The sequence below is a fragment of the Peribacillus sp. FSL K6-1552 genome, from assembly GCF_038005205.1.
GTDB classification, from domain to species: domain Bacteria; phylum Bacillota; class Bacilli; order Bacillales; family DSM-1321; genus Peribacillus; species Peribacillus butanolivorans.
In genome coordinates, this window is sequence record NZ_JBBOST010000001.1 from 3,555,815 (window position 1) to 3,579,649 (window position 23,835).

The window sequence follows — 23,835 nt, forward strand, 5'->3', positions numbered from 1 at the left end:
ATCGGTAAAAGTAACCATATTTTTCCCCTTATATTGAAGTATTATGCAATTAACGATAAACAGCCTGTCAACGGTAATCGCTGACAGGCTGTTTATACTCAAATTATTTGATTTCCTTCTTTAAAACTTCCACCGCTTTTTTCACTTGTGTATCATTTTCAAGGATTTTCTCCCGGATGACCTGCATTAATTTCACGGTTGTATCGTCTTTGATAATACCTGTTTCTTTAACCTTTTGTTCTTTTTGGAATTCTTTAACGGCATTTGTTGTTTCTTCATCAAAGAATCCATCTATCTTACCTGGATTATAGCCTGCTGCTTTCAGCATTTCTTCAGCTGCCTTTACTTCACTGGAAGAATCAGATGCTTTCAATTCCTTATCCGGCGAAATATATGGAAGGCTGGCATAATCAGGAAGATTCACTTTAATATCTGGCTTGATCCCTTTTTTATGAATCCAATTACCTTCAGGAGTCAGCCATTTTGCTACCGTGTATTTAAAGTTTGATCCATCTTCGAAGTCTGGTGCGGCTGTTTGCACAGTTCCTTTCCCAAATGATTTAACACCTATTAAAGGAATATCCGCCGATTCACTGACAGCCGCTGCGACAATTTCAGATGCACTTGCACTGCCATCATCAATCAATACGACTACTGGAATCTTTAACTCTCCATTATTCTTCGATTTATGGACTTCTTTTTTCCCGCTGCGATCCTCAACTTGAAGAACTACTTCCCCATTTGGAATAAACAAGCTTGCCATATCTATAGCTTGGTCAAGCAATCCACCTGGGTTACCACGCAAGTCCAAGATAAGGCCTTTCATATCTTTCTTGGACATATCATTAAGTGCCGTTTCCAACTCTTTAACAGTATGCTCAGAGAAACTTGTTACTTGGATTTTGGCAACTCCATCATCTAGCATTTCGGCATATACTGTTTCAATTGGAATGGTATCCCGCTTAATCGTAAGAGCAATCGGTTCCGGCTCACCTGCTCTAGTGATGGATAAATCCACTTTCGTCCCTTTTTCGCCTCTGATTTTCAGGACAGCCTCAGAAGAGCTTAATCCTTCAAGGCTTTTACCGTCCACACTTAAAATGATATCATTCGGTTTTACCCCTGCTTTTTCTGCTGGAGACCCTTTTATCGGTGAAACGACCATAATTTTTCCATCCTGCTCTTGTATCTCAGCACCGATTCCTTCAAAAGATGAAGAGATGCTCTCATGGAAACTCGATGCTTCCTTTTTATCCATATAAGTAGAGTATGGGTCATCTAATGATTTGATCATTCCATTAATTGCCCCGTCAACCAGCTTGTCTTGATCAATCTCTTCATAGTAGTTATCTTTTATCGTATCGTATGTAGAATACAGCTTTTCAAATTCCGAATGTTTATCCGGTGCTAAAGACTCTACTTTTTCATCTCCAAAGGTCAAGGCTATTGTAGTAATCCCTGCGGTTAGAAATATGAGTAAGAAAATCCCCATAATGAACGTAAACTTCTTTATTTTTATGAATTTCCCTGCCTCTTTAGGCTGTTTTTGATTTTCTTCTTCCACTGAAGCCTCACCACTTTCATTCTTCATGACGATATAAACTTTTTCTCTATTTTATCAGCTTTCAGGCTAATCGGAAAATATTAGTTATCAAAAAAACAACTTTTGATCATATATATATTTTTTTTCACCATTTCGCGTAGGTAAAATCAGAAATAAAATTCTTAACCAAACCCATAATATTTCCCTGCCAATAATCTGTTAAATTACAAAAATGCGGATACCATGGAATAAATGAGTCTGTATCCTAACTATCATCGTACAGCTTCATTTATTCCTGGTAACCCGCAAGTAAATTTACATCTTAATATCAGTCCTGTATAGCTGCTTCTAATGCTACCTCAATCATTTCGTTAAATGTTGACTGGCGCTCCGCCGATGTCGTTTCCTCACCAGTTAATATGTGATCGGAAATGGTTAAAACAGAAAGAGCTTGACGTCCAAATTTAGCAGCAAGCGTGTATAGAGCTGCTGATTCCATTTCTATAGCTAGAATCTGATATTTCGCCCATTTTTCTAATTCACTATTATCGTTATAAAAGTGATCGGCCGTAAACACGTTACCCACCTTTAATTGCAAACCTTTGGCAATACCTGCCTCATAAGCTTTTCTTAGCAAATCGAAATTCGCTGTTGGAGCAAAATCGACTCCCCCGAATGTCAGGCGGTTCATTTGTGAATCCGTAGAAGCGCTCATTGCCAGGATTACATCTCTAACTTTTACATCTTTCTGAATGGCACCAGCAGTCCCAACACGAATCAGCTTCTGCACATTATAGCTATTCATTAATTCATTTATGTAGATGGAAATGGATGGAACACCCATCCCTGTACCTTGGACAGAAATGCGTTTCCCTTTATATGTCCCTGTATATCCAAACATGTTACGTACTTCATTGTATAGTTTAGCATCTTCTAAAAATGTTTCTGCTATGTATTTTGCTCGTAACGGGTCCCCAGGAAGTAAGACCGTTTCCGCAATTTCATGTTCTTTAGCACCAATATGTACGCTCATACAACTATGTCCTCCTTAACTTTTGGTTGAAAAGATATTCAAAAACTACTATACCATATCAACCTCAAGATAGGAAAACAGAACCTTAATTTCAAGAGCTTGTAAGGGAATGAAATCTGGAATCTATTAAGAGGTCTAGAATAAGGCTCTTACATATAAAAATACAAACAAAACGGCGGTGGTCCGCCGTCTTTTAAAATATTTTTAGAATTAAGGGAAAGGAAGCTGCTAACCGTCTAATGACAGGTTACTCATCGACTTCTTCATCAATTATGCATTTTTCAAGAAGATATTCGAATGTGATGTCAGCAAGATCTTCAACTTCAGCTTCTGTTGGAAGATAGCCCCGTCTTATCAATTCTTGAAAGAAGAATTCCGCTATCTCTTCTGTATCAATAAAAACCTCAATTTCTCGCAAATCATCGCCCCCTTAATTAAAGGTGTATGAATGTATAGAGACAAATATTCCAGTAAGGCATTTCATTATAGAAAAACATATGAAGTGTTTACTTTTTCATGAAAATTGCCTCCACTTATTATTATCTACTCCTGCCATTATTGAACAGAAGCTTTTGTATAGTAATTAGTTAAATGGCTTATTAGAAGGGTGGAATACCTTTCACTTTGTTTGCTTTTTTTTATGATCCGGATATATTTCCTCTGCCGCTTTTTCTATTTTAGCAAGGGCGATTTTCATGATATGGTGATATTCATCATCGCCAAAATGTTCATAGAGCTTACAGTAATCATTATATAAATCTAACAGTCCATCGATCATTTCCTTTTTTTCATTTTTTGTCATTGTCATTTCTCGCTCACCTTTACCAGGGTTGTTTTGTTTAGCAATGATAGCAAGCTCATTATTCTTTTTAGAAAGGAGCAGCCCTAATTTTCGAATAATTGCATCTGCACGTTTGGCATCGGCTATTAAGGTCAATTCTTCTTCATGCGCTTCAAGCCATTCCCCGTCGGAGATTCGTGATAACTCATAGATCACATCCTCCCAGGCATTTTCCTTATAGCGCCATATTTCTGTTCGATAGCCGATAATCTTGAAATAATCCTGTTCATATCCATCTACCTGGACTAAGTCACCTAATAAATATTTATACTCAATATCGATCTGTTCTCTTTGATAAAGGATTTCTCCTTCGTATTCATTTATGGATTGCAATGTTTTTTCAATATAAAGACCTTCACTATAATTCACTTCATACACATAAGCACCATCGAGAAATTTTACATCGGTTATTTTCCCGACTGTCCCATACATTATTATTACGACTGTATCGCCTATTTTAAATTTCGGCTGTTTTTTCTTGCCCATAAGAGACATCCCCCAATATGGTCCTTATCGTTTGATTAGTAAATTATATGCACAAACAAACATGGAGGTTAATAGAAAGAGGGGGGCATTTTGCTCATTTAGATACAAAAGTACTCTCATTTAATAAAGGGTCATTTCAATGCTAAAGTTATGTGGTGTTACTATTCATTCTTTACGTAAAAAACCGTCTCATCGAATGAGACGGTTCGTTGTAGGAATAGTCAGGATTACGTCTGTTCCTTGGCCATATGTACTTTCAATTTGAAATCTCCCTTTTAGTTCCTCCATAATTTGGATGCATGTCGCAACTCCCAGACCATTCCCTTCCAATTTTGTTGTATAAAAGGGCATACCGATATTTTTTAAATTCTCGGGGCTAATTCCTATTCCATCATCACGAATGATTAATTTTATATATTGAGGAACGATTGTAAGATTCAATTCAATCTTCCCCTTAGAATCGAATGCTTCACAAGAATTATTCAAGACATTCAAGAGAACTTGCCTCAATCGGTTTCGATCAGTATAAATATTTATAGATTGTGTCACTGAATTAATTAATGTTACATGAGAACTAGGATTTGAAGAAGAATAGACATCTATAATTTCATCAAGGAAATCTTTTAGATCAAGTTTCTCCCATTCAAGCTGATGAGGCTTTGCTAAATCAAGAAGTTGAGTTACAAATACATTAACCCGATTGACTTCCTCAAGCATAACATCACTATACTTTACTATTAAAGTTTTATCATAATCCTGGCTCTTCAATAGTTGGAAGAACCCCTTTATTGTAGTCAATGGGTTCCTAATTTCATGGGCAACCCCTGCAGCTAGCTGACCTACATATTTCAACTTTTCCGTACGAACGATTTCCTTTTCACGATCCTCAATCGTTTCCATCATTCTCTGAAAAGCAAGGTTCAGTTTTACCATTTCTTCAAAGCTTCTTTTATTAGAAACGACGAATTCTTTTCCTTCAATAAATTCCTCTGTTGCTTCAACAAGATCTTGAACAGGTCGTACAAGAGTCTTTGTAAATAAATAGACCACTATAATGATTGATACAAATAAAATCGTGTAAATGGTTAGATAACGTGACAAAAGATCATTCAAAGGCTGAAACACTTGTTTCTTATCAGCTCCCACAACCACAAACCATTTATTTTCCGTTTGTGCTATCGTATGAACAGCCTGAATAGAATATATTTTCTCTCCATTCTCTGCACTGTACAAGTTATCCGTTTCAGAAGCTTCTATCAGTTTTGCTTTTGTTAATCCCATTTCCTCTAAGGTAGAATTCTGTTGGACGCCATGGGGATCTTTTTTGGAAACCATGATACCTTCTTGATTAATCATGAAAATGTTCACAGGATACTTATCACTAATATCAACAGCTTTTCTCTCGATCATCTCCCAAAGGTTTTCTAAGCGGAAGGCCGAGGAGACAACACCAACCATATGCCCTGTACGACCATATACCGGTGCACTTAAAGTTATTATGGGTTCAGAATAAGCTCGTGTTTTATACACGTCAGAAAGAAATTCATTACCTTCTAGTGCTTCTTCAAACCATATTCTCTCAGCTAAGTTAGCCCCGATCATTTTATTAGATGTATCTGCAATAACTTTACCTTCCAAATCCAAATACAAAGCTCCGTAATATTCCCGTTTTGCTCCAATAAACTTTTTTAGTTCATCAGACTTCTCTTCTTTTGATGAGCCAGGATTTATGATTACCGAATTTGCACTTAATAACTTCACATCACTATTCCGTTCGTTCAAATAATTATATGTTTCATTGACGATATTAAGTGAACCTGCATTCAAGGCATTATTTGCTTCTTTTTCAAGCAAAGAGCGTTGTGATCCATAGGAAATTATTCCTAATATCAGAACAGGTAGACTTGCTATAAGTAAAGAATAAAGCAAAATTCGGGTTTGAAGGCTTTTAAGCATCCTTCGATCCCCCCTATTCCTGATCTCCCTACTGGAGTCCTTCTTCTATTTGGACATATTGTTCCCACGCACGATCAAATACAGTCATACTTTCGAGATAGTCGCCATTCAATTCTAAATAACTACTTAATTCATTATAATCATCCGATTGCTTTGGGAAACTGTGATCGTTATAAGCGTGATTAGCAAATTTAGTGATGGCATCAATTTCTTTAGGTTGTCGGAATTTCATTAAATATAAATAAAACGGTCTCATGTGACGAGCCCTCCTAAAAAGTAACTAAGATTTCAGCTTTAATATATCGGAAACTTTCCCTTCCGTCTACATTTTTAAAAACCAACATGGGTTTTTCTTCCTAACAATTATAGGACAACAAACGATATTTCACCAGAAACAAAACGCAATTTATGACGAACTGTGATTGAAGAAAGAGTACAATGTCAATTTTCTTCGAATTAATTTATATTAACCTTTCACAAAAGTGTCCAAGTCTTGCCTGTCAGGTCAGCTCTTATCCAATAAAAATAAAAGCCGATGTTTCCTTAGCGTAGGAAACATCGGCTTTCTTGTCGAAATTCTCTTTTTCCGGGCACGAACCTAACAGTACAGACGAGTTTTAATCTTTCTGAAATAGTTGAATAATTAATACCAAACTAATCAATTCTTTTTACTGAGTACAAGCTAACGTTTAATGGAGCCTAAATAGGTTTGTTTACAATTATTCAACAATCATATAACTCAATGACTTACTCTTTTCTGTCTACACTAAGGAAATCATATCCTTTAAATAGAGAAATATATGTTTTTATAGAAACTGTACAATCTCTTCCTACCTAAAAAATCAAAGTAATTCCGCTTCAATAATCTCTTCATCTTCAATAACTCATCATACTTGGTCTGTTTTGCAAGCTGTTTCGAATCAATTAAAAATAGCTGATCTTCAATTCCTTTTACTATTTCATCACTCTGAAAAAGAGCTTTACAATTCTCACAATGGGAAGAAGGAGTTTCAGTAATTTCAACGGCTCGCGTCCCATCTGGTAATTCCCAATAGACCGTACCAGTTACCGATGAAAGTTTTCCTGACTCCTTAGTTATTTTGCTAGCACCATCTGTTACTTTAATAAGCAAAAAGAACTTAACTATAGTTTAACTTACTTTTTAAGTGGGTACATATAAATTAAAAAGCAAGTACAGAATAATCATCTCTACTTGCCTTTCAATTGAACTCTATTGTTAGTTTTTCTATATTTATTGCTTTTATTTGCTGTAAAAAATCCAGACTTTTCCCTATCGCCTTACACCTACCCATTTTTTCTCAATGATATTGGGGTTCTTACGATTAGTATGAAGAACATATAACTAACGAGTAGGATTTTCACGATGAAGTTCTTGATAAGCTTTCATTGCATCTGGAGAAATAGGAAATTTCTTTTTGGTACTCTTCCCACCCATCAAACACCTTGCTATTATTGTTTATTAACATTTTTTCTTTTAGATGGCTATCTGAATCCGCACTATCAGTGGCTATTTCCCCCAGCAATTCGCTTGTTCTGTCACTAAAGAATCGATTTCTCCGTTAGAAAATGAAAGAATCTTTTTACTTTTACCCCTCATTAGTTAGAATCCATAAGAGGTACTTCAGACAAAACATTAAATACATATACTAAAATAAGTCCATTAGAGTAGAGTGTATTATTTAATATGAATAGTGAGAATGTTAAAACGTTGAAATCCAGTAGCTAATACTGAATTCTCATTGGGGTTGGAAATAACCTTAAAAGGGAATTACAAAAGCCGTACCCCTTAAATAAAGGTCGCTTTTTAAAATTGGAATTTATCAGCAGTTATATTGTGATAGGGCATTATAAGCTTTTCCCTATTCATAGCTCATTGTCCCTATTTCAACTTCAATTACTCATCATACGCCTTCTGTTTCCCAAGCTGTTTCATATCAATAACTCCAACCCCAGACCATACATAGTATTGTACCGAAGACAGTAATTAGAGCTAGGAATATAGCGCAATATAGAGTCATGAAAATTGATTTGCTATCATCAGTTTCACGAGCATGCATAAACACAACTAGTTGAACAGCTGCTTGTATGAATGCTGTCAATATAAAAATCGTCATGCCTGTTGCTTTTGACATATTGAAGAAGTAAACCAAAAGTGCTACAAACGTCAAAATCAATGAAAATACAAAACCCCATACTTGTTTAGCCGGGAATAATTCCTTCATGTTTATGTCATTCCTTTCATGTAGATAAAGGTGAAGATGAAGATCCAAACGATATCTAAGAAATGCCAGTAAAGAGAGAAAATGAAGGATTTATTGGCTGTTTCAGGTGTCAACCCGCGTTTTTTCACTTGAAGGATAATAAATAACCCCCAGAAAAGTCCTAATGTAACATGTGCTCCATGTGTCCCTAATGTTGTAAAGAGCATCGATGTAAATGCACTAGTTTGCAGTGTAGCTCCTTCGCGATAATAGGTAATGAACTCAGTAATTTCAAATCCTAAGAACCCTAATCCAAGAAGGAGAGTGATTACGAAGAATGTCAACATGGCTTTCTTGTTGCCAAGTCGCATGGCATGAATTCCAAGCCCGATGACAAAACTGCTTGTTAAGAGCAAGAATGTTTCAGCAAGTACTGGAGTGATTTCAAAAATTTCTGCTCCAGTAGGACCGTTACCCGTACGATCAACTAATGTAAAATATGATGCAAAGAGTGTTGCAAAAAGCATAATTTCGGCTCCAAGGAAAATCCAGAAGCCTAAAATATTTAGACGATTTTGTTCCGTACTATATTCAAGAGGTTGCGAGTGATCTATTTCCATTTATTAACACCCCCGAATTTTGCTTCTGTCTCTTTAATTTCTTCTACAGAAATGTAATGCCCATGATCTATTTCGAATGAACGATGAGCCATGCAAACAAAGATACCGATTAACCCAATAATCGCAAGAAACCATATGGTGAATACTAACGCAAATCCAAAGACAAAGAAGATACAGGACATGATAAACGGTACGCCGCTGTTATTGGGCATATGAATCTTTTCATAGTCACCCTTGAATAATTCATGACCTTTATATTTAGCATCCCAAAACGTTTCCCTTGAGTTCACTTGTGGAATAATAGCAAAGTTATATTCTGGTACTGGATTATGAGTAGCCCATTCAAGGGAACGTGCATCCCACGGATCATCACTAACATCTCTTGGAGCATGGCGAATGCTATAGTAAATCGTATATACGATTAATACAAAGCTGATTGCCATTAATGCTGCCCCGATAAACGAAATCATATTCAACGGTCCAAATCCAGTCGATTCAGAGTATGTGTATATCCGACGTGCTTGACCATCTAAACCAGTGATATACATAGGGAAGAATGCTAAGCAAAAACCAATGGTTAGAAACCAGAACGCCCATTTCCCAATCCTTTCATTCAACATGAAACCAAACATTTTCGGCCAGTAGTAAGTTCCGGCACCAAGCACAGCAAATACTACACCCGGAATAATGACATTGTGGAAGTGAGCTACTAAAAACATTGTATTATGGTATTGATAATCCGCCGCTGACATCGCAAGCATAACCCCGGTAACTCCACCGATTGTGAAAAGAGGTATGAAACCTATTGAATAAAGCATAGGTACGGTAAATCTGATTCTACCTTTCCACATCGTGAACAACCAGTTAAAGATCTTGATTCCAGTCGGAATAGCAATTACCATCGTTGTAATCGAGAAAATACTATTAACATATGCTGCTTGCCCCATTGTAAAGAAATGGTGCGTCCAAACGAAGAATGAATATATAGAGATAAATACCATTGAAGCAACCATTGATCGATAGCCATATAGGTTACGTCGTGAAAAGGTTGGGATAATCTCACTAAAAAGACCAAATGCAGGCAAGATTAAGATATATACTTCAGGATGTCCCCAAACCCAGAACAGGTTAGCCCAAAGCATATCCATACCGCCCTCAGTCATTGTGAAAAACTTGGTTGCGAATAGTCGATCCATTGTTCCCATGATCAGCGCCACTGTTAATACAGGGAATGCGAAAATGATAATAACGCTTGTGACTAAAGCAGACCATGTAAACATTGGCATTTTCATTAATGTCATACCGGGTGCTCTCATTTTAAGAATAGTCGTCAAAAAGTTAATCCCCGTCATCAATGTACCTATTCCGGCTATCTGAATACCAATCATATAATAATTCGTTCCAACATGCGGGCTAAATTCATTACCTGCAAGCGGGAAATAAGATGTCCACCCTGCATCAGGCGAACCACCAATGACAAAAGAGATGTTGAATAGCATCGCACCCATAAAAAATAGCCAGAAACTTATGGCATTTAGACGTGGGAATGCTACATCTCGGGCTCCAATTTGTAATGGCACTACGAAATTCATTAAGGCCATAATGTACGGCATCGCCATAAAGAGAATCATCACAACCCCGTGTGTTGAAAAAATTTCATTATAGTGCTGTGAATCTAATAATTTGTTATCCGGTACGGCAAGTTGCGCACGCATCATCACAGCATCTACCCCACCACGAAATAGCATCAACAAAGCAGATATTAGATACATAATACCTATTCTTTTATGATCGACTGTTGTTAGCCAGCCACTCCATAAAAAAAACCATTTTTTAAAGTGGGTTAAACCAACAATGATCAAGAGAACAGTAACACCAATGGCCACCATTGATGAGTAAATGACGGGACTAGGATTAGGTATAAGAAATCTAGAGAAAAAACCCATACTTTTGTGTTTCCTTTCTGAAAATATTTTTCTTGAGATAGACTAAGAAATTATTCATGATTGTGTGCTGATTTTTCTTTACTATTACTTGACTTATGATCATGCTCCATATGTTCACCTTTTGAATTCGCGTTAGAGTCACTTGAGCCATGATGATGTCCAGCATTTTCACCTTCTGGAGCTGGTGAGAAGTCTAAATGAGTTCCAGTAAACGTTAACTGTCCCTCATGACCCGGTTTTAATAATTCATTGAATCTTACATCAGTAATAGGTTTCGCAGTTTCCTTAACTTCCTTTACCCATTCATCAAACTTATCTTGAGACATCGCTTCGACGTGGAACGTATTTTCAGCGAATCCTTTCCCACTAAAGTTTGCATTTCGTCCCATCATTTCCCCTGATTCGTCCGCTGCTAAGTGTAATGTGGTCACCATGTTAGACATGGCATATTTTTGACCGCCAAGTTGTGGAATCCAGAAACTCGTGATAGGCCCGAATGAATAAAGTTTAAATTCAAGTGGTCGATTTGTTGGAACATACAAGTAGTTTACTGTCTCGATATCGTTTTCTGGATAACTAAAATGCCACTTCCAGTCAGATGACGAAGCGTAAATAACTAATGGATCTTGACCTTTGTACCCTTCCGGAGTGGCTTCCACTTTATTGTTGGAAATTACAGAAACAACGGAGAAGAAAATGACGATTAAAATTGGCACCCCAACAATAAACGTTTCAACAACATGATTCCCTTCAATGTAGGGTGGTTCATAATCTTTAGGTAGTTTAGAGTCACGGTATTTCGTTAACACAAAGACTAAAATAGCACAAACAACAATAACAATAACCGACATGATCGCAATTGATAGCCAAATCACATTGGCTTGCGTTTGGGCTTGAGGTCCTTTAGGATCTAAGACCGCTAATGATTCACAGCCAGAAAGCACATTGACTATGGTAGAAAGAATGGCTAATAGAACCCATTTTGTTTTCATATATGTATCCTTTCTTTTATGATTTCATTTCTAAGTTATCCACAAAAAATGAAGTTATCCCAAAAAATGTTTATTAAGAATGGTAATTTCTCACAATCACATTTATAGGCGGGATGAATATGTATGAATTCATTTGGGGAATGTTCAGATAAACAGGTAATCTAAATACCTACTTGCTTTGATAAGGAATTTGAATATGTGAGGAGATACTGCATGGATTTTTTTATTCCTATTGGTCAAAGTAAGGATAGTGAAGATGAAAATTTAAAATGGCGGCAATTGTCCATAATAGGGATTGGCTGCACTATTGGTACTGGATTTTTTCTTGGATCGACCATTGGTATAAAAATAACAGGCCCTTCAATTGTCCTTTCCTTTATTTTAGCAGCTATTGGAACCTATATTGTATACAGCTTATTAGCTAAAATCACGGCTGAAGATCCTCAAGATGGATCTTTCTGCTACTATGCAAACAAAGCCTATGGGCGTTGGGCCGGATTTAGTTGTGGCTATAACTATTGGAGTTCAAACATCCTGATTATGTGTGGCCAATTAACGTCTCTTTCGATCTTATCAAGATTTTGGTTTCCAAATGTTCCTCTTTGGCTCTTTGCAACTGGATACGCCATTCTCACGATTATTGTCGTTTTAACCGGCAATGAGGGTTTTGATAAAGTAGAGAATTTACTAAGCCGTTATCAAAACGGCGACTATTGATATATTTATTATTCTTGCAGCGGCTGCCGTGTTCGGATGGATTCACGGGGATGTAAAACATACTGGGTTTCCTAATTCAGTCAATGAACTATTTCCCGAAGGTTGGAAAGGTTTTTGGTCTTCCTTAATCTATGCCTTTTACGCTTATGGAGGAATAGAAGTAATTAGACATATGGCCATGAGACTTAAAAAGAAAGAAGATGCTCCCAAAGCGGGAATCATTATGTTAATAGTACTAGTGGTGATTTATATCATTTCACTCGGACTTGCAGTTTATATGGCTGCACATGGGGCGTTTATTGAAAAGGAAAGTCCTTTTGTAACGGCACTAGATAAATATCATTTTTCTTTTTTTCCACATGTATTTAATGCAACTATTATCTTAGCTGGTTTTTCAACGATGATCGTTTCATTATTTGGGGTAACAACACTCCTTGTGACCCTCGCAGATGGCGGTGATGCTCCAGCTTTGTTCTCTAAAAAGCTAAAAAAGTTTAAGGAACTCCCTCTTCCTTCATTATGTCTAGCAACAATCGGATTAATTGCATCTATTGTCACTGCGTTGCTGTTACCTGGTAAGATTTACGAGTACATTACGACAGCCGCAGGGATCTTAATTTTGTTCAATTGGTCTTTCATTATTATTTCTGCTCTTCGTATTTTGAAAATAAAAATTAGTTGTTTTAACAGTGCTTTTTCATCTACCCTAATACCCATTGAAGAAATTTCAAAAGACCTCTCCAAAAGAGGCCTCAAAATAATATATCTCAATTTACCGCTTGCTTCCTTCAGAATTCCGCGTCACCACGGAAAGCAACCGCTACTAATGCCTTCACCGTTCGAGATGTGCACCCTATAGACCGCACCGCCGGACGCACAGAAAAACCTCACCAAAAAAAGTAGATGAGGCAACTTCTAATTATTTTGTTATTTCCCAAAATCAAAATAATTCCGCTTTAACACCCGCTTCATCTTCAATAACTCATCATACTTGGTCTGTTTTGCAAGCTGTTTCGAATCAATTAAAAATAGCTGATCTTCAATTCCTTTTACTATTTCATCACTCTGAAAAAGAGCTTTACAATTCTCACAATGGGAAGAAGGAGTTTCAGTAATTTCAACGGCTCGCGTTCCATCTGGTAATTCCCAATAGACCGTACCAGTTACCGATGTAAGTTTTCCTATCTCACACCATGGACAAGTTTCCATGCTATTCATCCCCCTTTGGAGTGCTCTTTTTTTGCTGTGCCTGGAATTTCTTTTCTTTTAACTGATCTCGCTTTTCACGTTGATTTTTTAATGAAGCATGCTCCGGGTTGGTAACGTAATTTTCACGGCGATTCATTCGTTTCAGCCCTTCAGGTACTAAATTAAATTGCTTGTCATTCATCAAACCAGCTATTCCTATATCTGACCGTTTTTCTTCCATATCAGGATATATCCCTTTGAAATAATCATCTGCAAGTCCTGGTGTGTAATGCTCAGGTTCGGGATATGTGGTAATTACTCCTTCAAAATTACGAAGCACTGTTTTTGTCGGTGATTGTGAAAGGATATAGTTCGGTTGTAATGTAATTTTCCCTCCACCCCCTGGTGCATCTACAACGAAAGTCGGGACAGCATACCCAGACGTATGACCGCGTAAGCCTTCAATAATTTCAATCCCCTTAGATATCGGGGCTCGGAAATGACCGATTCCTTCGGATAGGTCGCACTGATAAATGTAGTAAGGACGGACACGAATCTTAACGAGGTCATGCATCAGCTTTTTCATGATCGCGACACTATCATTTATACCGGCTAGAATAACAGCCTGGTTGCCTACCGGTACACCTGCATCTGCTAGCATCTCACACGCTTTCTTTGATTCTTCGGTAATTTCTATAGATGTATTGAAGTGCGTATTTAACCAAATTGGATGATACTTTTTTAAAATTGCACATAAATTTTCTGTGATTCGTTGAGGGAATACAACTGGAGCTCTCGTACCTATCCTGATTATTTCAACGTGGGGGATTTCCCTTAAGTTTTTTAAAATATATTCCAGGATGGTGTCATTAATTAATAATCCGTCTCCCCCGGAAATAAGAACATCTCGGACTGCTGGTGTATCACGAATATAGCCGATTGCAGCGTCTAATTGTTTTTTTGGTACTCCCATACCTATTTGTCCTGAAAAGCGTCTTCTCGTACAATAACGGCAGTACATGGAGCACTGATTCGTGACCAAAAAAAGGACGCGATCAGGATATCTGTGAGTCAATCCCGGTACTGGTGAATCTTCATCTTCATGAAGCGGGTCCTCCATGTCATATTTGGTTTTATGCATTTCTTCTGAGATTGGGACAGATTGCATTCTGACTGGACACCTTGGGTCATCCTTACTCATCAACGAAGCATAATAGGGGGTAATATTTAATGGGATGGTTTTCGTAGAGATCCTGACACCTTCCTCTTCATCAGGAGTCAAGTCTATAACTTTTTTCAAATCCTCCACAGTTCGGATAGTATTCGTAAGCTGCCACAGCCAGTTGTTCCATTGTTCATCGGTTACATCTTTCCATAGCTCTATATCTTTCCAATTACGCTCGGGCTTATATAAGTCAAATAACATGGTAATACCTCCTGAGTCTTGATAGTAGTATTTAATGCAAGAAGGATGCCAAAATTAACCAAAAACTACATATGCCCATAAAAAAATCCGGATTACATGGTCCATCCGAATTTTAAACATTCAAGTATGTTTTTTCATTTTATATTGCAGGGTCTGCCGTGGAATCTTCAATAGCTTCGAGGCTTGAAAGACATTGCCTCCTGTTTGAAGAAGAGCCTCGGTGATCAATTTCGTCTCCATTTCCATCATTGCCTGACGCAGTGGAAGTATTTTTTCTTTTGAAGTGGGACGTTTTTTAAAAAACTGCGGCAAATCTTCAAGTGTTAATATATCTTTTTCTGTATGATTCATCATGAATTCAATCGTATGCTTAAGCTCTCTAACATTCCCTGGCCAATGATAATTCTGTAAGAAAACCTTTGTCTTCTCATCAATTCCCTCTATGGAAAGTCCTAATTTCTTGTTAAAGAATAAAATAAAATGATTAGTAAGGAATAATATATCTTCAGTGCGCTCTCTTAGCGGAGGCAGCTCATAGCTTAATACATGTAATCGGTAAAATAAATCTGCTCGTAACTTGTTTTCCGTAACAGCTTTTTTCGGATCTATATTCATCGCTGCCATAATTCTTACATCCACCTGGACATTCTTTGCGGCACCTATCCTCCTAATAAACCCATCTTCAAGCACCCGCAGCAACTTTGCCTGCAGGTCAATCGGCATCGATTGTAATTCATCCAAAAACAAGGTACCACCATTGGCCAATTCAAATAAGCCCTGGCGATCCACTGCACCTGTGTAACTGCCTTTAGCGGTACCGAATAATAGAGATTCTAATAAATTTTCTGGTAAGGCCGCACAATTTTGTGCGATGAACGGTTCTTTTCGGCGGTTAGAATCATTATGGATACTTTGAACAAAAAGTTCTTTTCCTACACCGCTTTCTCCATAAACTAATACAGAGGAAGAGGAACGGGCAGCCTTTTTCCCTAGTGAAATTATGTTTCTGAATTCAGTATCACGGGTTAAAATATCGTTAAACGTATATAAATTACCATTCACTTCCGCTTTTTTTTCAGGACCTTTCATTGTCTTGAGCGAGCTTTCCAGGTCAGCTAACCGTTCAGATAACTGCTTCAAACTCGAATAATCCTTCGCTATTTCTATGGCACCAACTATAAACCCATCTACATATATGGGGAGCGTTGTATTTAACGTTTCAATGATCCTCCCATGTGCATTTACATACGATTGACTGTAATTATAAATGGGCTTTTCAGATTTAATAACTCTCAGTAATGTAGAAGATTTGTGATTTAACGAAGGGAAGGCTTCAAGTAATGGTTTCCCGAGTACTTCCCCTACTTTCATTCCATCATGATTGGCTGCCACTCCATTATAAAAGATGGTTTGTCCCTTTGGATCAATCACATGAATGCCCTCATCAATGGTTTCCAGTATCGCTTCTAATACTTTACTTGTATTTAAAAATTCACTAGGCAAGGTCCACCTCCTCTAATACGTCCTTACTTAATATATATGAGGAAATGCCAAAAACTTGTCATAAACCTGCCTAAAAATGAGCATTCATGTATAATTTTTCACCCACAGATTCATGTCCTCAAGTTTATCGAAGATGTAACAGTTATTGGCTAATCGCCCGCGGTATGAGTAATCATGCTGGTGCAGGGCCGCATTCATACCGAATGACAGTGATCGGGCAATGGAATAAATACAATAAATTTCATGTGAGACGAGGTGGTCTTCAAGTTTAGCGATCAAATGCTTCATTAAGCCGTACTGCCGGTGTTCGGGCAGTGTCGCACAATCAGTGATTTCAGCGTTATGGTAGAAGGCATCGATTTCTGCTGAGGCAGCACTAACGATTTTATCATCATGGGCGTAAATATAAAAAACTGTTCCGCTTTTCATGCACTTTTTCACATATTCCGGATCATTCATCGGAGTGGGGTATATTTCAAACACCTTGCCATACAATTGTGCCAGCTGAATAGCATCGGATTCATCTGCTTTACGACATTGGTAGGCTGCAGGCGGAGCATCTAAAGCGGCTTTTAACGGGAGACTCTGTACACCGGCAAGGATTTGATCCTCCTTTTCCCAGTTTTCACTGTTTCTACGTTCATTCTTGTTATATTTAACAAGGAAGAAGCAATCGCTTCCTAAAAAGTACTTATCTATACTTCCTTCATATAAAAAGCCTTGAACTAGTAATTCTTGAACGTTTTCCTTTCGTGTCTTAAAAATGATTTTCTCTGCTGATATGTTCTCAGCCACCTTCATAGATTCTTCTACGCAATCTTGAAAATGACCGAGATAATCTTCCACCCGGACCCGCTTATTAAACCGGTCGATTGTAATATGTAATGTGCAACGCGGTTTTTGAATTCTTTTTTCAATAATTCCTGTCTCCATCTAACTTGCTCCTTTCCTATCAATCAAATTATTGTAACAAAAGGCCTGACCCTATGAGAATCAGACCCGTGAGAAACTTATTATTCCTCTTCCACTCCACACCATTCGATTATAGTTAAAGCGATGATTTTTGCAACGTCCATCATTTTATCCACTTCTATATATTCATTAGAATCATGAGCCAACTTCGTTTCCCCCGGTCCGAAGACAACTACAGGAGTCGATCCCACTGATGAAAGATAACCTCCATCCGTCGCCCAGGGGGAGGCTTCAACAAGCGGCTGTTCACCCATCACTTTTTCATAGTATGCACCTAGTGTTTTCATCAATGGATGCTCAAGTTCGAGACTGCCAGGCAACCATCTAGCCCCAAACCATTCTAATTCAATAGGCTTCTCTTTGAACCATGCATCAGTCTGGTTTAAAGCCTCAATACACTGCATCAGCGAGCGTTGAGCCGCTTCCATTGTTTCCGTGGGGGCAATCCCAAACCGGCCTTCTAGTACGGCTGTATCCGGAACAGAAGAAGGCCAATTCCCACTTTGAATGCTCCCAATATTAATCGGAATTGGAATTGTTACATTTTTATAGAGAGAATGACGAAGTGACTCGTTACGTTCTTGTTCAAGTTTCTTGATTTCTAGCATTACACTAATTGCTTTATCTATTGCACTTACCCCTTCATATCTTGTACCTCCATGTGCCGACTTACCTTTGACTATAAGCCGAAACCACATCGATCCTTGTTGAAGTGGAAATATTTTCATATTAGTTGGCTCAGGAATGATTGCCCCATCAGCCCGGTATCCTCGCAAGACTGCCGCAAGTGTACCTGCACCTCCGCTTTCTTCTTCAATCACACTTTGGAAAATAACATCCCCCTTCAATTGTATACCAGATTCAATAATTGCCTCGAGTGCTAATAATAAAGAAACATTGCCACCTTTCATATCGGTCGTTCCACGCCCAAACACTTTTCCGTCTTTTGCCATGCCGCTATATGGGTCATCGTGCCACGCAGTATGATCTCCCTCGGGAACCACATCAATATGACCATTTAAAATGAGAGATTTGCCGTTGCCGATTCCTCTTTTAATCGCAACAAGGTTGGGGTTTCCTTTAAAATCTTTACGATCACAATAAAAATGGGGATGATTTCTTAATTTTTCATCCCCAATCTCCCATAAATCTATTTCGAGACCAAGCTGTCTGCACTTTTCAACTACAATAGCTTGCGCACTCCCCTCTTGGCCTCGCTTGCTCGGTTCCTGTACCAGTTTTTGTAACAGCCTAATTCCATTCGTTCGATGTTCATTCAACCAAGTGCTGATTTTCTCTTCATACATATCACCATTCTCCTCTCTCATTCTTTTAAAATATGGATATTTTTAGAGACTGTAAACGAGGCTTCGGTTTGATTCCTGATTTCCTCGATACTAGAATTTTCAAATAAATCAGTTAATAAGAGGCCTTCGGGCGTCACAGAAAATACGCCAAGCTCCGTGATAATCATATGTACGCATTCTTTAGCCGTTAATGGTAACGTACATTCTTTTACTAATTTAGACATGCCTATTTTATCAGTATGCTCCATTAATACGATGACCTTTTTGGCCTTTGCCGCAAGTTCCATCGCCCCACCCATCCCTGGTACTCTTTTTCCTGGCACATTCCAATTAGCCAAGTCACCTAATTCGCTTACTTGTAGTGCTCCAAGAATCGTGATATCCACCCTGCCCCGGCGTATCATTCCAAATGCGATCGTACTGTCACAGTATGAAGCTCCTTCTCTAATGGTAATGGGAAGACCTCCAGCATTACAGAGATGCGGATCTTCCTTCCCCTTTTTTGGAGAACTCCCGATTCCAACAAGCCCATTTTCAGCATGAAACATAACTCGATGATCATTCAAAAGATGATTCGGCACAAGGGATGGTATGCCAATTCCCAAATTGACCAGCATGCCATTGCTTATCTCTGCTGCGGCTCGTTTCGCTAATCGATTTCTGACTTTGGTTCCCAAACCCATTTCCAATCGACTCCTTTTGATGGAATGATATAATCCACAAATGCACCCGGAACAATAATTTCTTCCGGATTCAAAGCGCCAAGTGGAACGATTTGCACTGCTTCGACTATGGTGATTTGTCCGGCAGTTGCTACGAGCGGATTCGTATTCCGAGCACTTTTATCAAATATTAGATTTCCATAAGGATCTGCCTTTTCTGCATAAACAATTGCGATATCTGCAGTCAACGCAGGTTCCACTAGATAATTTTTCTCACCCAGCCTTATGGTTTGTTTTCCGTCACGGACTATATCGGCGTCCAGGCCAATGTCGGTCAATATCCCACCAAGACCCATCCCACCTGCCCGGATACGTTCGACAAGCGTCCCTTGCGGTGAGAACTCTACTTCCAGCTCTCCATTGTTCATAAATAGGCCCGCATTTGGGTTAGAACCAATATGAGAAACGATGATTTTTTTCGCACGCCGCTGTGTGACCAGTTTCCCGACCCCTATATCTGGAAAACCAGTATCATTTCCGATTAGGGTTAAATTTTTAATACCTGAATCCAAGATTAAATTGATCAATCCCGGCGGGGTACCGATGCCACCGAACCCTCCAAAAAGAATAGACTGATTATCTTTAAAGAGATGTAGAACATCCTCAAAACGGCAAATTTTCTGGAATGAATTTTCTAACATACTAACTCACTTCCTTGTTAGGATGACAGATGACCCGGTAGGATCTGCTCATTAAATTGTCGAAGTGTTATATCGAGCCTCATTAACAATTCTGCACACTCATCCTCCGAAATCGTTAAAGGAGGAGATATGATAATTGCAGCCCCGGTTACACCATCTAGACCCGCTGCTGCAGGGTACAATAGGATTCCATTTTTCATTCCCAATTTAATGATTTCATTAGTCACGTCGACAACCTTTGGAAGCGGAGACTTTGTCGATTTATCCTGGACAAATTCCATACCAATCAATAAACCCCTTCCACGGATGTCTCCGATAAAGGAATACTTCTCTCCTAACTTCTTCAGTCCTCTAATTAAGTTTTTCCCTCTGTCGGCTGATTTTTCAACGAGATTGTTTTTTTCTACATATTCTAACACCGCTAACGATACCGCACATGATAATGGATTGGCGCTAAGTGTATGCCCTCCGATAATCGACTGAGAGCCACTCATGATTGGCTCCATCACTTTTCTCGTCATTACAGCGGCAGCTATAGGAGTATACCCCCCACTCATTCCCTTTCCGAATGTTACGATATCAGGTTCTACATCCCAATATTCGGAAGCAAGCATCTTACCGGTCCGACCGAATCCAGTCATAACTTCATCGGCAATGAATAAAATGTCATGTTCTTCACAAATTTTCTTGAGTTTTTGAAAATAACCATCCGGTGGAACAATAGCTCCCCCGGCTGCGCCAATGACAGGCTCAGCAATAAAAGCGGCAATATTGTCACCACCAATGCGTCTAATTGTTGCTTCCAATTCCTTAGCACAGGCCATTCCGCACGTATGGGGATCAAGTTGAAGTGGGCAGCGGTAGCAATATGGAGGAGAAACGGAAGGATATGATTCAAGCATAGTAGTAAACCGTTCACGGCGAATCGGATGGCCCGACATCGAAAGAGCCCCCATCGTGATGCCGTGGTAGCTCATCCATCTGGATATAATTTTATGTTTCTTAGGTTTCCCTTTTTCCTGCCAATGCTGAATGGCAATTTTCAAGGCAGTTTCGGTCGCTTCGGATCCGCTATTTACAAAAAAGCTATAATTCAGTTCCCCTTTTGTTAGTTCAGCAATTTTTTTGGCGAGTTTCTCCGCTGGTTCACTCGTAAACTGTGAACGATACACAAATGAAACCTGATTAGCCTGTTTTTTCATCGCATCAATAATTTCCTGAACACCATGACCGATGTTAGCAGTAACAGCACCGGATGAAGCATCCAGGTAGTTCTTTCCTTCTTTATCGTATAAAAATACTCCCTCACCATGACTGATAGTCGGGTAGGCTCCTCCTAGGACCGGCTTGATCAATGAAGACTGCTCCATATGCCCACACTCTCCTTCTCTGGGAAACAAACTAGCATTATAGTAAAGTGTATGTCCTGATTGAGAGAATCTTGCTAAGGAAATTGACCTAAGCTTGTAAACTTATAAATTTCTTTTAGATTCATGATAGGCCATTATAGGGAGGTTTCTTAAAAGGGTACAAAAAAAGTGTATCCACAAGAGATACACTTTTTTCTTACAATGCGCTATTTAGCTTTTCTTGACGAATTGACTCTAAAAAATTTTCATCCTTTAAAACAGCCAGCACATTTTTATAAAAAGCAGTTTTATCAATAACTGAGGTATGTACATATTCATACTCTTTTAAAGATGGATGACGTAAAACATGTTTCATGCATGAATGACAAACTTTTTTAGTACCTAACTTATAGTAGTTCAAGTTACTTGCATCCCCATTTGAAGTGTCTTCGTTACAAACGAAACAAGTATGGCTTACACGGCCTTTTTTATTATATTCGGCCAAAGCCCCTTCTAAACGAATGGATGCGGGAATTGTTAATAACACATAATCACCTTTTCTATTTTAAATCTCTTAGTATTATATCAGAAAAACATAGAATTTGAACAATTAGCCTCATATTCCCTAATAATGCTTGTAAAATAGTAAAATATTCAGCGCTGACAAGAGGTATTACTCCTAAAATAAACCAAAAAAACATAGCTTCAGGCAAGTAGAAATATATTCATATTATAGGGAATTACCAGACCAAACCCAAAATAACTTAAAACACCGTCCACTTTTGAACGGCGTCTTATCTATAGTTTTTTATGAAAGGACATTAACAGTTACTTTTCCGTTTTTCACATTCATCACTGCTTTTGCACCTACCGGGACCGTTACAAATGGATGAACATGTCCAAAGTTAGCATTCGCGATGACAGGTATACCATTTATTTCTTTCTTTGTTGCAATAATTTCCTGCAACGCATAATCAGTCATCCCGGATTCCTTTTGGAAACGGCCTATGACAATTCCTTTTATTCCGCTTGCATCTGGCAATTGAAGCAATGACTGTAAATCTCGGTCAAAACTGAATGGATGGCTTTCTTCATCATCTTCTATAAACAGGATACTATCCTTTAAAGAAGGCATATACTCTGTACCCTGTAAAAGATTGATTGTACAAAGGTTGCCTCCAATGATTGTCCCTGTCGCTTCCCCTTCCTGAATGACCATATATCCTGAATTTGTATGGAAAGTGCGATCATCCTGCTCTAAATGCCATGAATCATCACTCCACGTTTCACTTGGTTCAAGATAAAAGTCTTCAACTTGGAGAACTGCTTTTTTAAAGTATTCCATTGTATATTCCAGCCCAGCCTTCATGCCGAACGTCGAGAAATGAGGACCAGGGTATGTAGTTAAGCCTGTTTTTTTATAAATTGCCAATAAGATAGCCGTTATATCACTATATCCCATCAACACTTTTGGATTTTCTTTAATCAAATCGTAGTCAATATATCGTAGTAATTGGTTGGCATTATAACCGCCAATAGCCGTAAAGATTCCCTTTACATTTGGGTCCCGAAACGCATCATGTAAATCCTCAATTCGATCTTCAATTGAATTGGAGAAAAAGTCGTCATGGACCAAAGCCGTATTACCATACGTCACTTTAAATCCAAGCTCCATTAATCTTTCTTCTGCCAGCCTGCGTTGTTCCCCTTTGACAATCGCCAGACTTCTCGAAGGTGCAATAACCCGGATTTCATCGCCAGCTTTTAAACGAGAAGGTTTCATATCTTTTTTCCCCCTAAAATAATTACATCTTTCGTTATTTTAGCAGATATGCTGAATAAAGAAAAACCAGGACACTTAAGAACGTGTATTCGTATTATTTCATAGTTTATTCCACAAAAAAAATAACTAGGATTCCTGGTTATTTTCTTTCACCAGCTAAAAACCGGTTCTTCGATATTTTTCAGTTGGTTTTTTTCGATAATTTCACGGGCAATCCAGCCCCCCCAGACACTGGTCTGAGAAAGTAAGTAATTAAATAGGATTTATTCCTTTAAATTACTAACATAAAGAAAAGACCAGCATTTACTGGTCTTTTAGTTTTTTCTTTTGTTAGCAACAGAATGAAGCACCGATGATAATCAGCAGAATGAATAATACAACGATTAACGCGAAACCTGAACCAAAACCGCAACCGCCACCGCAGCCACCACCATAACCATATCCTCCGCCACCATATCCACCATATCCGTACATTAAGTTTCACTCCTTCTTGATTTCTGATTTCTCTTTACACCTTACCATATGTCATTAAGCCCGCCTTGGTCTGTGCATTAGCCTATTTTTCTAGATTTAAGAAAAAACTTTCCA

22 protein-coding genes and 1 pseudogene are annotated in these 23,835 nt (G+C 38.4%); 1 reads left to right on the forward strand and 22 read right to left on the reverse strand.

What is annotated here, in order from left to right; translation table 11 throughout:
* Positions 1-103 precede the first annotated feature (103 nt).
* The 11 genes from NST21_RS17000 to qoxA all read right to left on the reverse strand — a co-directional run bounded on the left by NST21_RS17000 (position 104) and on the right by qoxA (position 11,639).
* Positions 104-1,591: a lmo1851 family serine protease gene (locus tag NST21_RS17000; RefSeq protein ID WP_340890369.1), complete on the reverse strand. Its 1,488-nt coding sequence runs from the start codon at positions 1,589-1,591 to the stop codon at positions 104-106.
* Positions 1,592-1,871: 280 nt separating this feature from the next.
* A complete protein-coding gene (gene deoD / locus NST21_RS17005; protein WP_053346597.1) occupies positions 1,872-2,576 on the reverse strand; it encodes a purine-nucleoside phosphorylase in 705 nt (234 codons plus the stop codon).
* 247 nt (positions 2,577-2,823) lie between these two features.
* Entirely contained in the window at positions 2,824-2,994 is a 171-nt protein-coding gene (locus NST21_RS17010; protein ID WP_064505166.1) for a YozD family protein, read from the reverse strand.
* 201 nt (positions 2,995-3,195) lie between these two features.
* The gene (locus NST21_RS17015; protein WP_053346598.1) at positions 3,196-3,903 is read right to left on the reverse strand and encodes a hypothetical protein; all 708 of its coding nucleotides are present in this window, start codon (positions 3,901-3,903) and stop codon (positions 3,196-3,198) included.
* 189 nt (positions 3,904-4,092) lie between these two features.
* Positions 4,093-5,859: a sensor histidine kinase gene (locus tag NST21_RS17020; protein ID WP_340890370.1), complete on the reverse strand. Its 1,767-nt coding sequence runs from the start codon at positions 5,857-5,859 to the stop codon at positions 4,093-4,095.
* Positions 5,860-5,887: 28 nt separating this feature from the next.
* Complete coding sequence (locus NST21_RS17025) at positions 5,888-6,115, reverse strand: YozE family protein (RefSeq protein WP_053346600.1); 228 nt, start codon at positions 6,113-6,115, stop codon at positions 5,888-5,890.
* Positions 6,116-6,643: 528 nt separating this feature from the next.
* Complete coding sequence (locus NST21_RS17030; RefSeq protein ID WP_340892580.1) at positions 6,644-6,958, reverse strand: YokU family protein; 315 nt, start codon at positions 6,956-6,958, stop codon at positions 6,644-6,646.
* 856 nt (positions 6,959-7,814) lie between these two features.
* Positions 7,815-8,102: a cytochrome aa3 quinol oxidase subunit IV gene (gene qoxD / locus NST21_RS17035; protein WP_053346601.1), complete on the reverse strand. Its 288-nt coding sequence runs from the start codon at positions 8,100-8,102 to the stop codon at positions 7,815-7,817.
* A 2-nt stretch (positions 8,103-8,104) separates the two neighbouring features.
* Complete coding sequence (gene qoxC / locus NST21_RS17040; RefSeq protein WP_098369342.1) at positions 8,105-8,701, reverse strand: cytochrome aa3 quinol oxidase subunit III; 597 nt, start codon at positions 8,699-8,701, stop codon at positions 8,105-8,107.
* Complete coding sequence (gene qoxB / locus NST21_RS17045) at positions 8,692-10,647, reverse strand: cytochrome aa3 quinol oxidase subunit I (protein WP_340890371.1); 1,956 nt, start codon at positions 10,645-10,647, stop codon at positions 8,692-8,694. The genes qoxC and qoxB overlap by 10 nt, the downstream gene beginning before the upstream one ends.
* Positions 10,648-10,697: 50 nt before the next feature.
* Complete coding sequence (gene qoxA, locus NST21_RS17050; RefSeq protein ID WP_340890372.1) at positions 10,698-11,639, reverse strand: cytochrome aa3 quinol oxidase subunit II; 942 nt, start codon at positions 11,637-11,639, stop codon at positions 10,698-10,700.
* Positions 11,640-11,852: 213 nt separating this feature from the next.
* Here qoxA and NST21_RS17055 point away from each other — a divergent pair.
* Positions 11,853-13,215: pseudogene (locus tag NST21_RS17055) on the forward strand (amino acid permease).
* A 68-nt stretch (positions 13,216-13,283) separates the two neighbouring features.
* Here the strand turns inward: NST21_RS17055 and NST21_RS17060 are convergent.
* The 11 genes from NST21_RS17060 to NST21_RS17110 all read right to left on the reverse strand — a co-directional run bounded on the left by NST21_RS17060 (position 13,284) and on the right by NST21_RS17110 (position 23,721).
* Entirely contained in the window at positions 13,284-13,565 is a 282-nt protein-coding gene (locus tag NST21_RS17060) for a YokU family protein (RefSeq protein ID WP_340890373.1), read from the reverse strand.
* A gap of 1 nt (position 13,566) precedes the next feature.
* A complete protein-coding gene (gene ablA, locus NST21_RS17065; RefSeq protein WP_340890374.1) occupies positions 13,567-14,970 on the reverse strand; it encodes a lysine 2,3-aminomutase in 1,404 nt (467 codons plus the stop codon).
* A gap of 120 nt (positions 14,971-15,090) precedes the next feature.
* Positions 15,091-16,473 carry a sigma-54 interaction domain-containing protein gene (locus NST21_RS17070; protein ID WP_340890375.1) on the reverse strand — a complete coding sequence of 461 codons (1,383 nt, stop codon included), beginning with the start codon at positions 16,471-16,473 and terminating at the stop codon, positions 15,091-15,093.
* 84 nt (positions 16,474-16,557) lie between these two features.
* Complete coding sequence (ablB, locus tag NST21_RS17075) at positions 16,558-17,406, reverse strand: putative beta-lysine N-acetyltransferase (RefSeq protein WP_340890376.1); 849 nt, start codon at positions 17,404-17,406, stop codon at positions 16,558-16,560.
* Between the two features lie 80 nt (positions 17,407-17,486).
* Positions 17,487-18,752, reverse strand: coding sequence for a peptidase (locus tag NST21_RS17080; protein ID WP_340890377.1), 1,266 nt, complete (start codon positions 18,750-18,752; stop codon positions 17,487-17,489).
* 17 nt (positions 18,753-18,769) lie between these two features.
* On the reverse strand, positions 18,770-19,435 hold the full coding sequence (locus tag NST21_RS17085; protein WP_057216799.1) for a 3-oxoacid CoA-transferase subunit B: 666 nt from the start codon (positions 19,433-19,435) through the stop codon (positions 18,770-18,772).
* On the reverse strand, positions 19,402-20,115 hold the full coding sequence (locus NST21_RS17090; RefSeq protein WP_340890378.1) for a CoA transferase subunit A: 714 nt from the start codon (positions 20,113-20,115) through the stop codon (positions 19,402-19,404). Before NST21_RS17090 ends, NST21_RS17085 begins: the two co-directional genes overlap by 34 nt.
* Before the next feature lie 17 nt (positions 20,116-20,132).
* Entirely contained in the window at positions 20,133-21,485 is a 1,353-nt protein-coding gene (locus tag NST21_RS17095) for an aspartate aminotransferase family protein (RefSeq protein WP_340890379.1), read from the reverse strand.
* 196 nt (positions 21,486-21,681) lie between these two features.
* Positions 21,682-22,011 (reverse strand): hypothetical protein, encoded by a 330-nt coding sequence (locus tag NST21_RS17100; protein WP_057216807.1) that lies wholly within the window; start codon positions 22,009-22,011, stop codon positions 21,682-21,684.
* A gap of 261 nt (positions 22,012-22,272) precedes the next feature.
* Positions 22,273-23,247 carry a S66 family peptidase gene (locus NST21_RS17105; RefSeq protein WP_056520822.1) on the reverse strand — a complete coding sequence of 325 codons (975 nt, stop codon included), beginning with the start codon at positions 23,245-23,247 and terminating at the stop codon, positions 22,273-22,275.
* A gap of 330 nt (positions 23,248-23,577) precedes the next feature.
* Complete coding sequence (locus NST21_RS17110) at positions 23,578-23,721, reverse strand: YjcZ family sporulation protein (RefSeq protein ID WP_340890380.1); 144 nt, start codon at positions 23,719-23,721, stop codon at positions 23,578-23,580.
* Between the last annotated feature and the right edge of the window lie 114 nt (positions 23,722-23,835).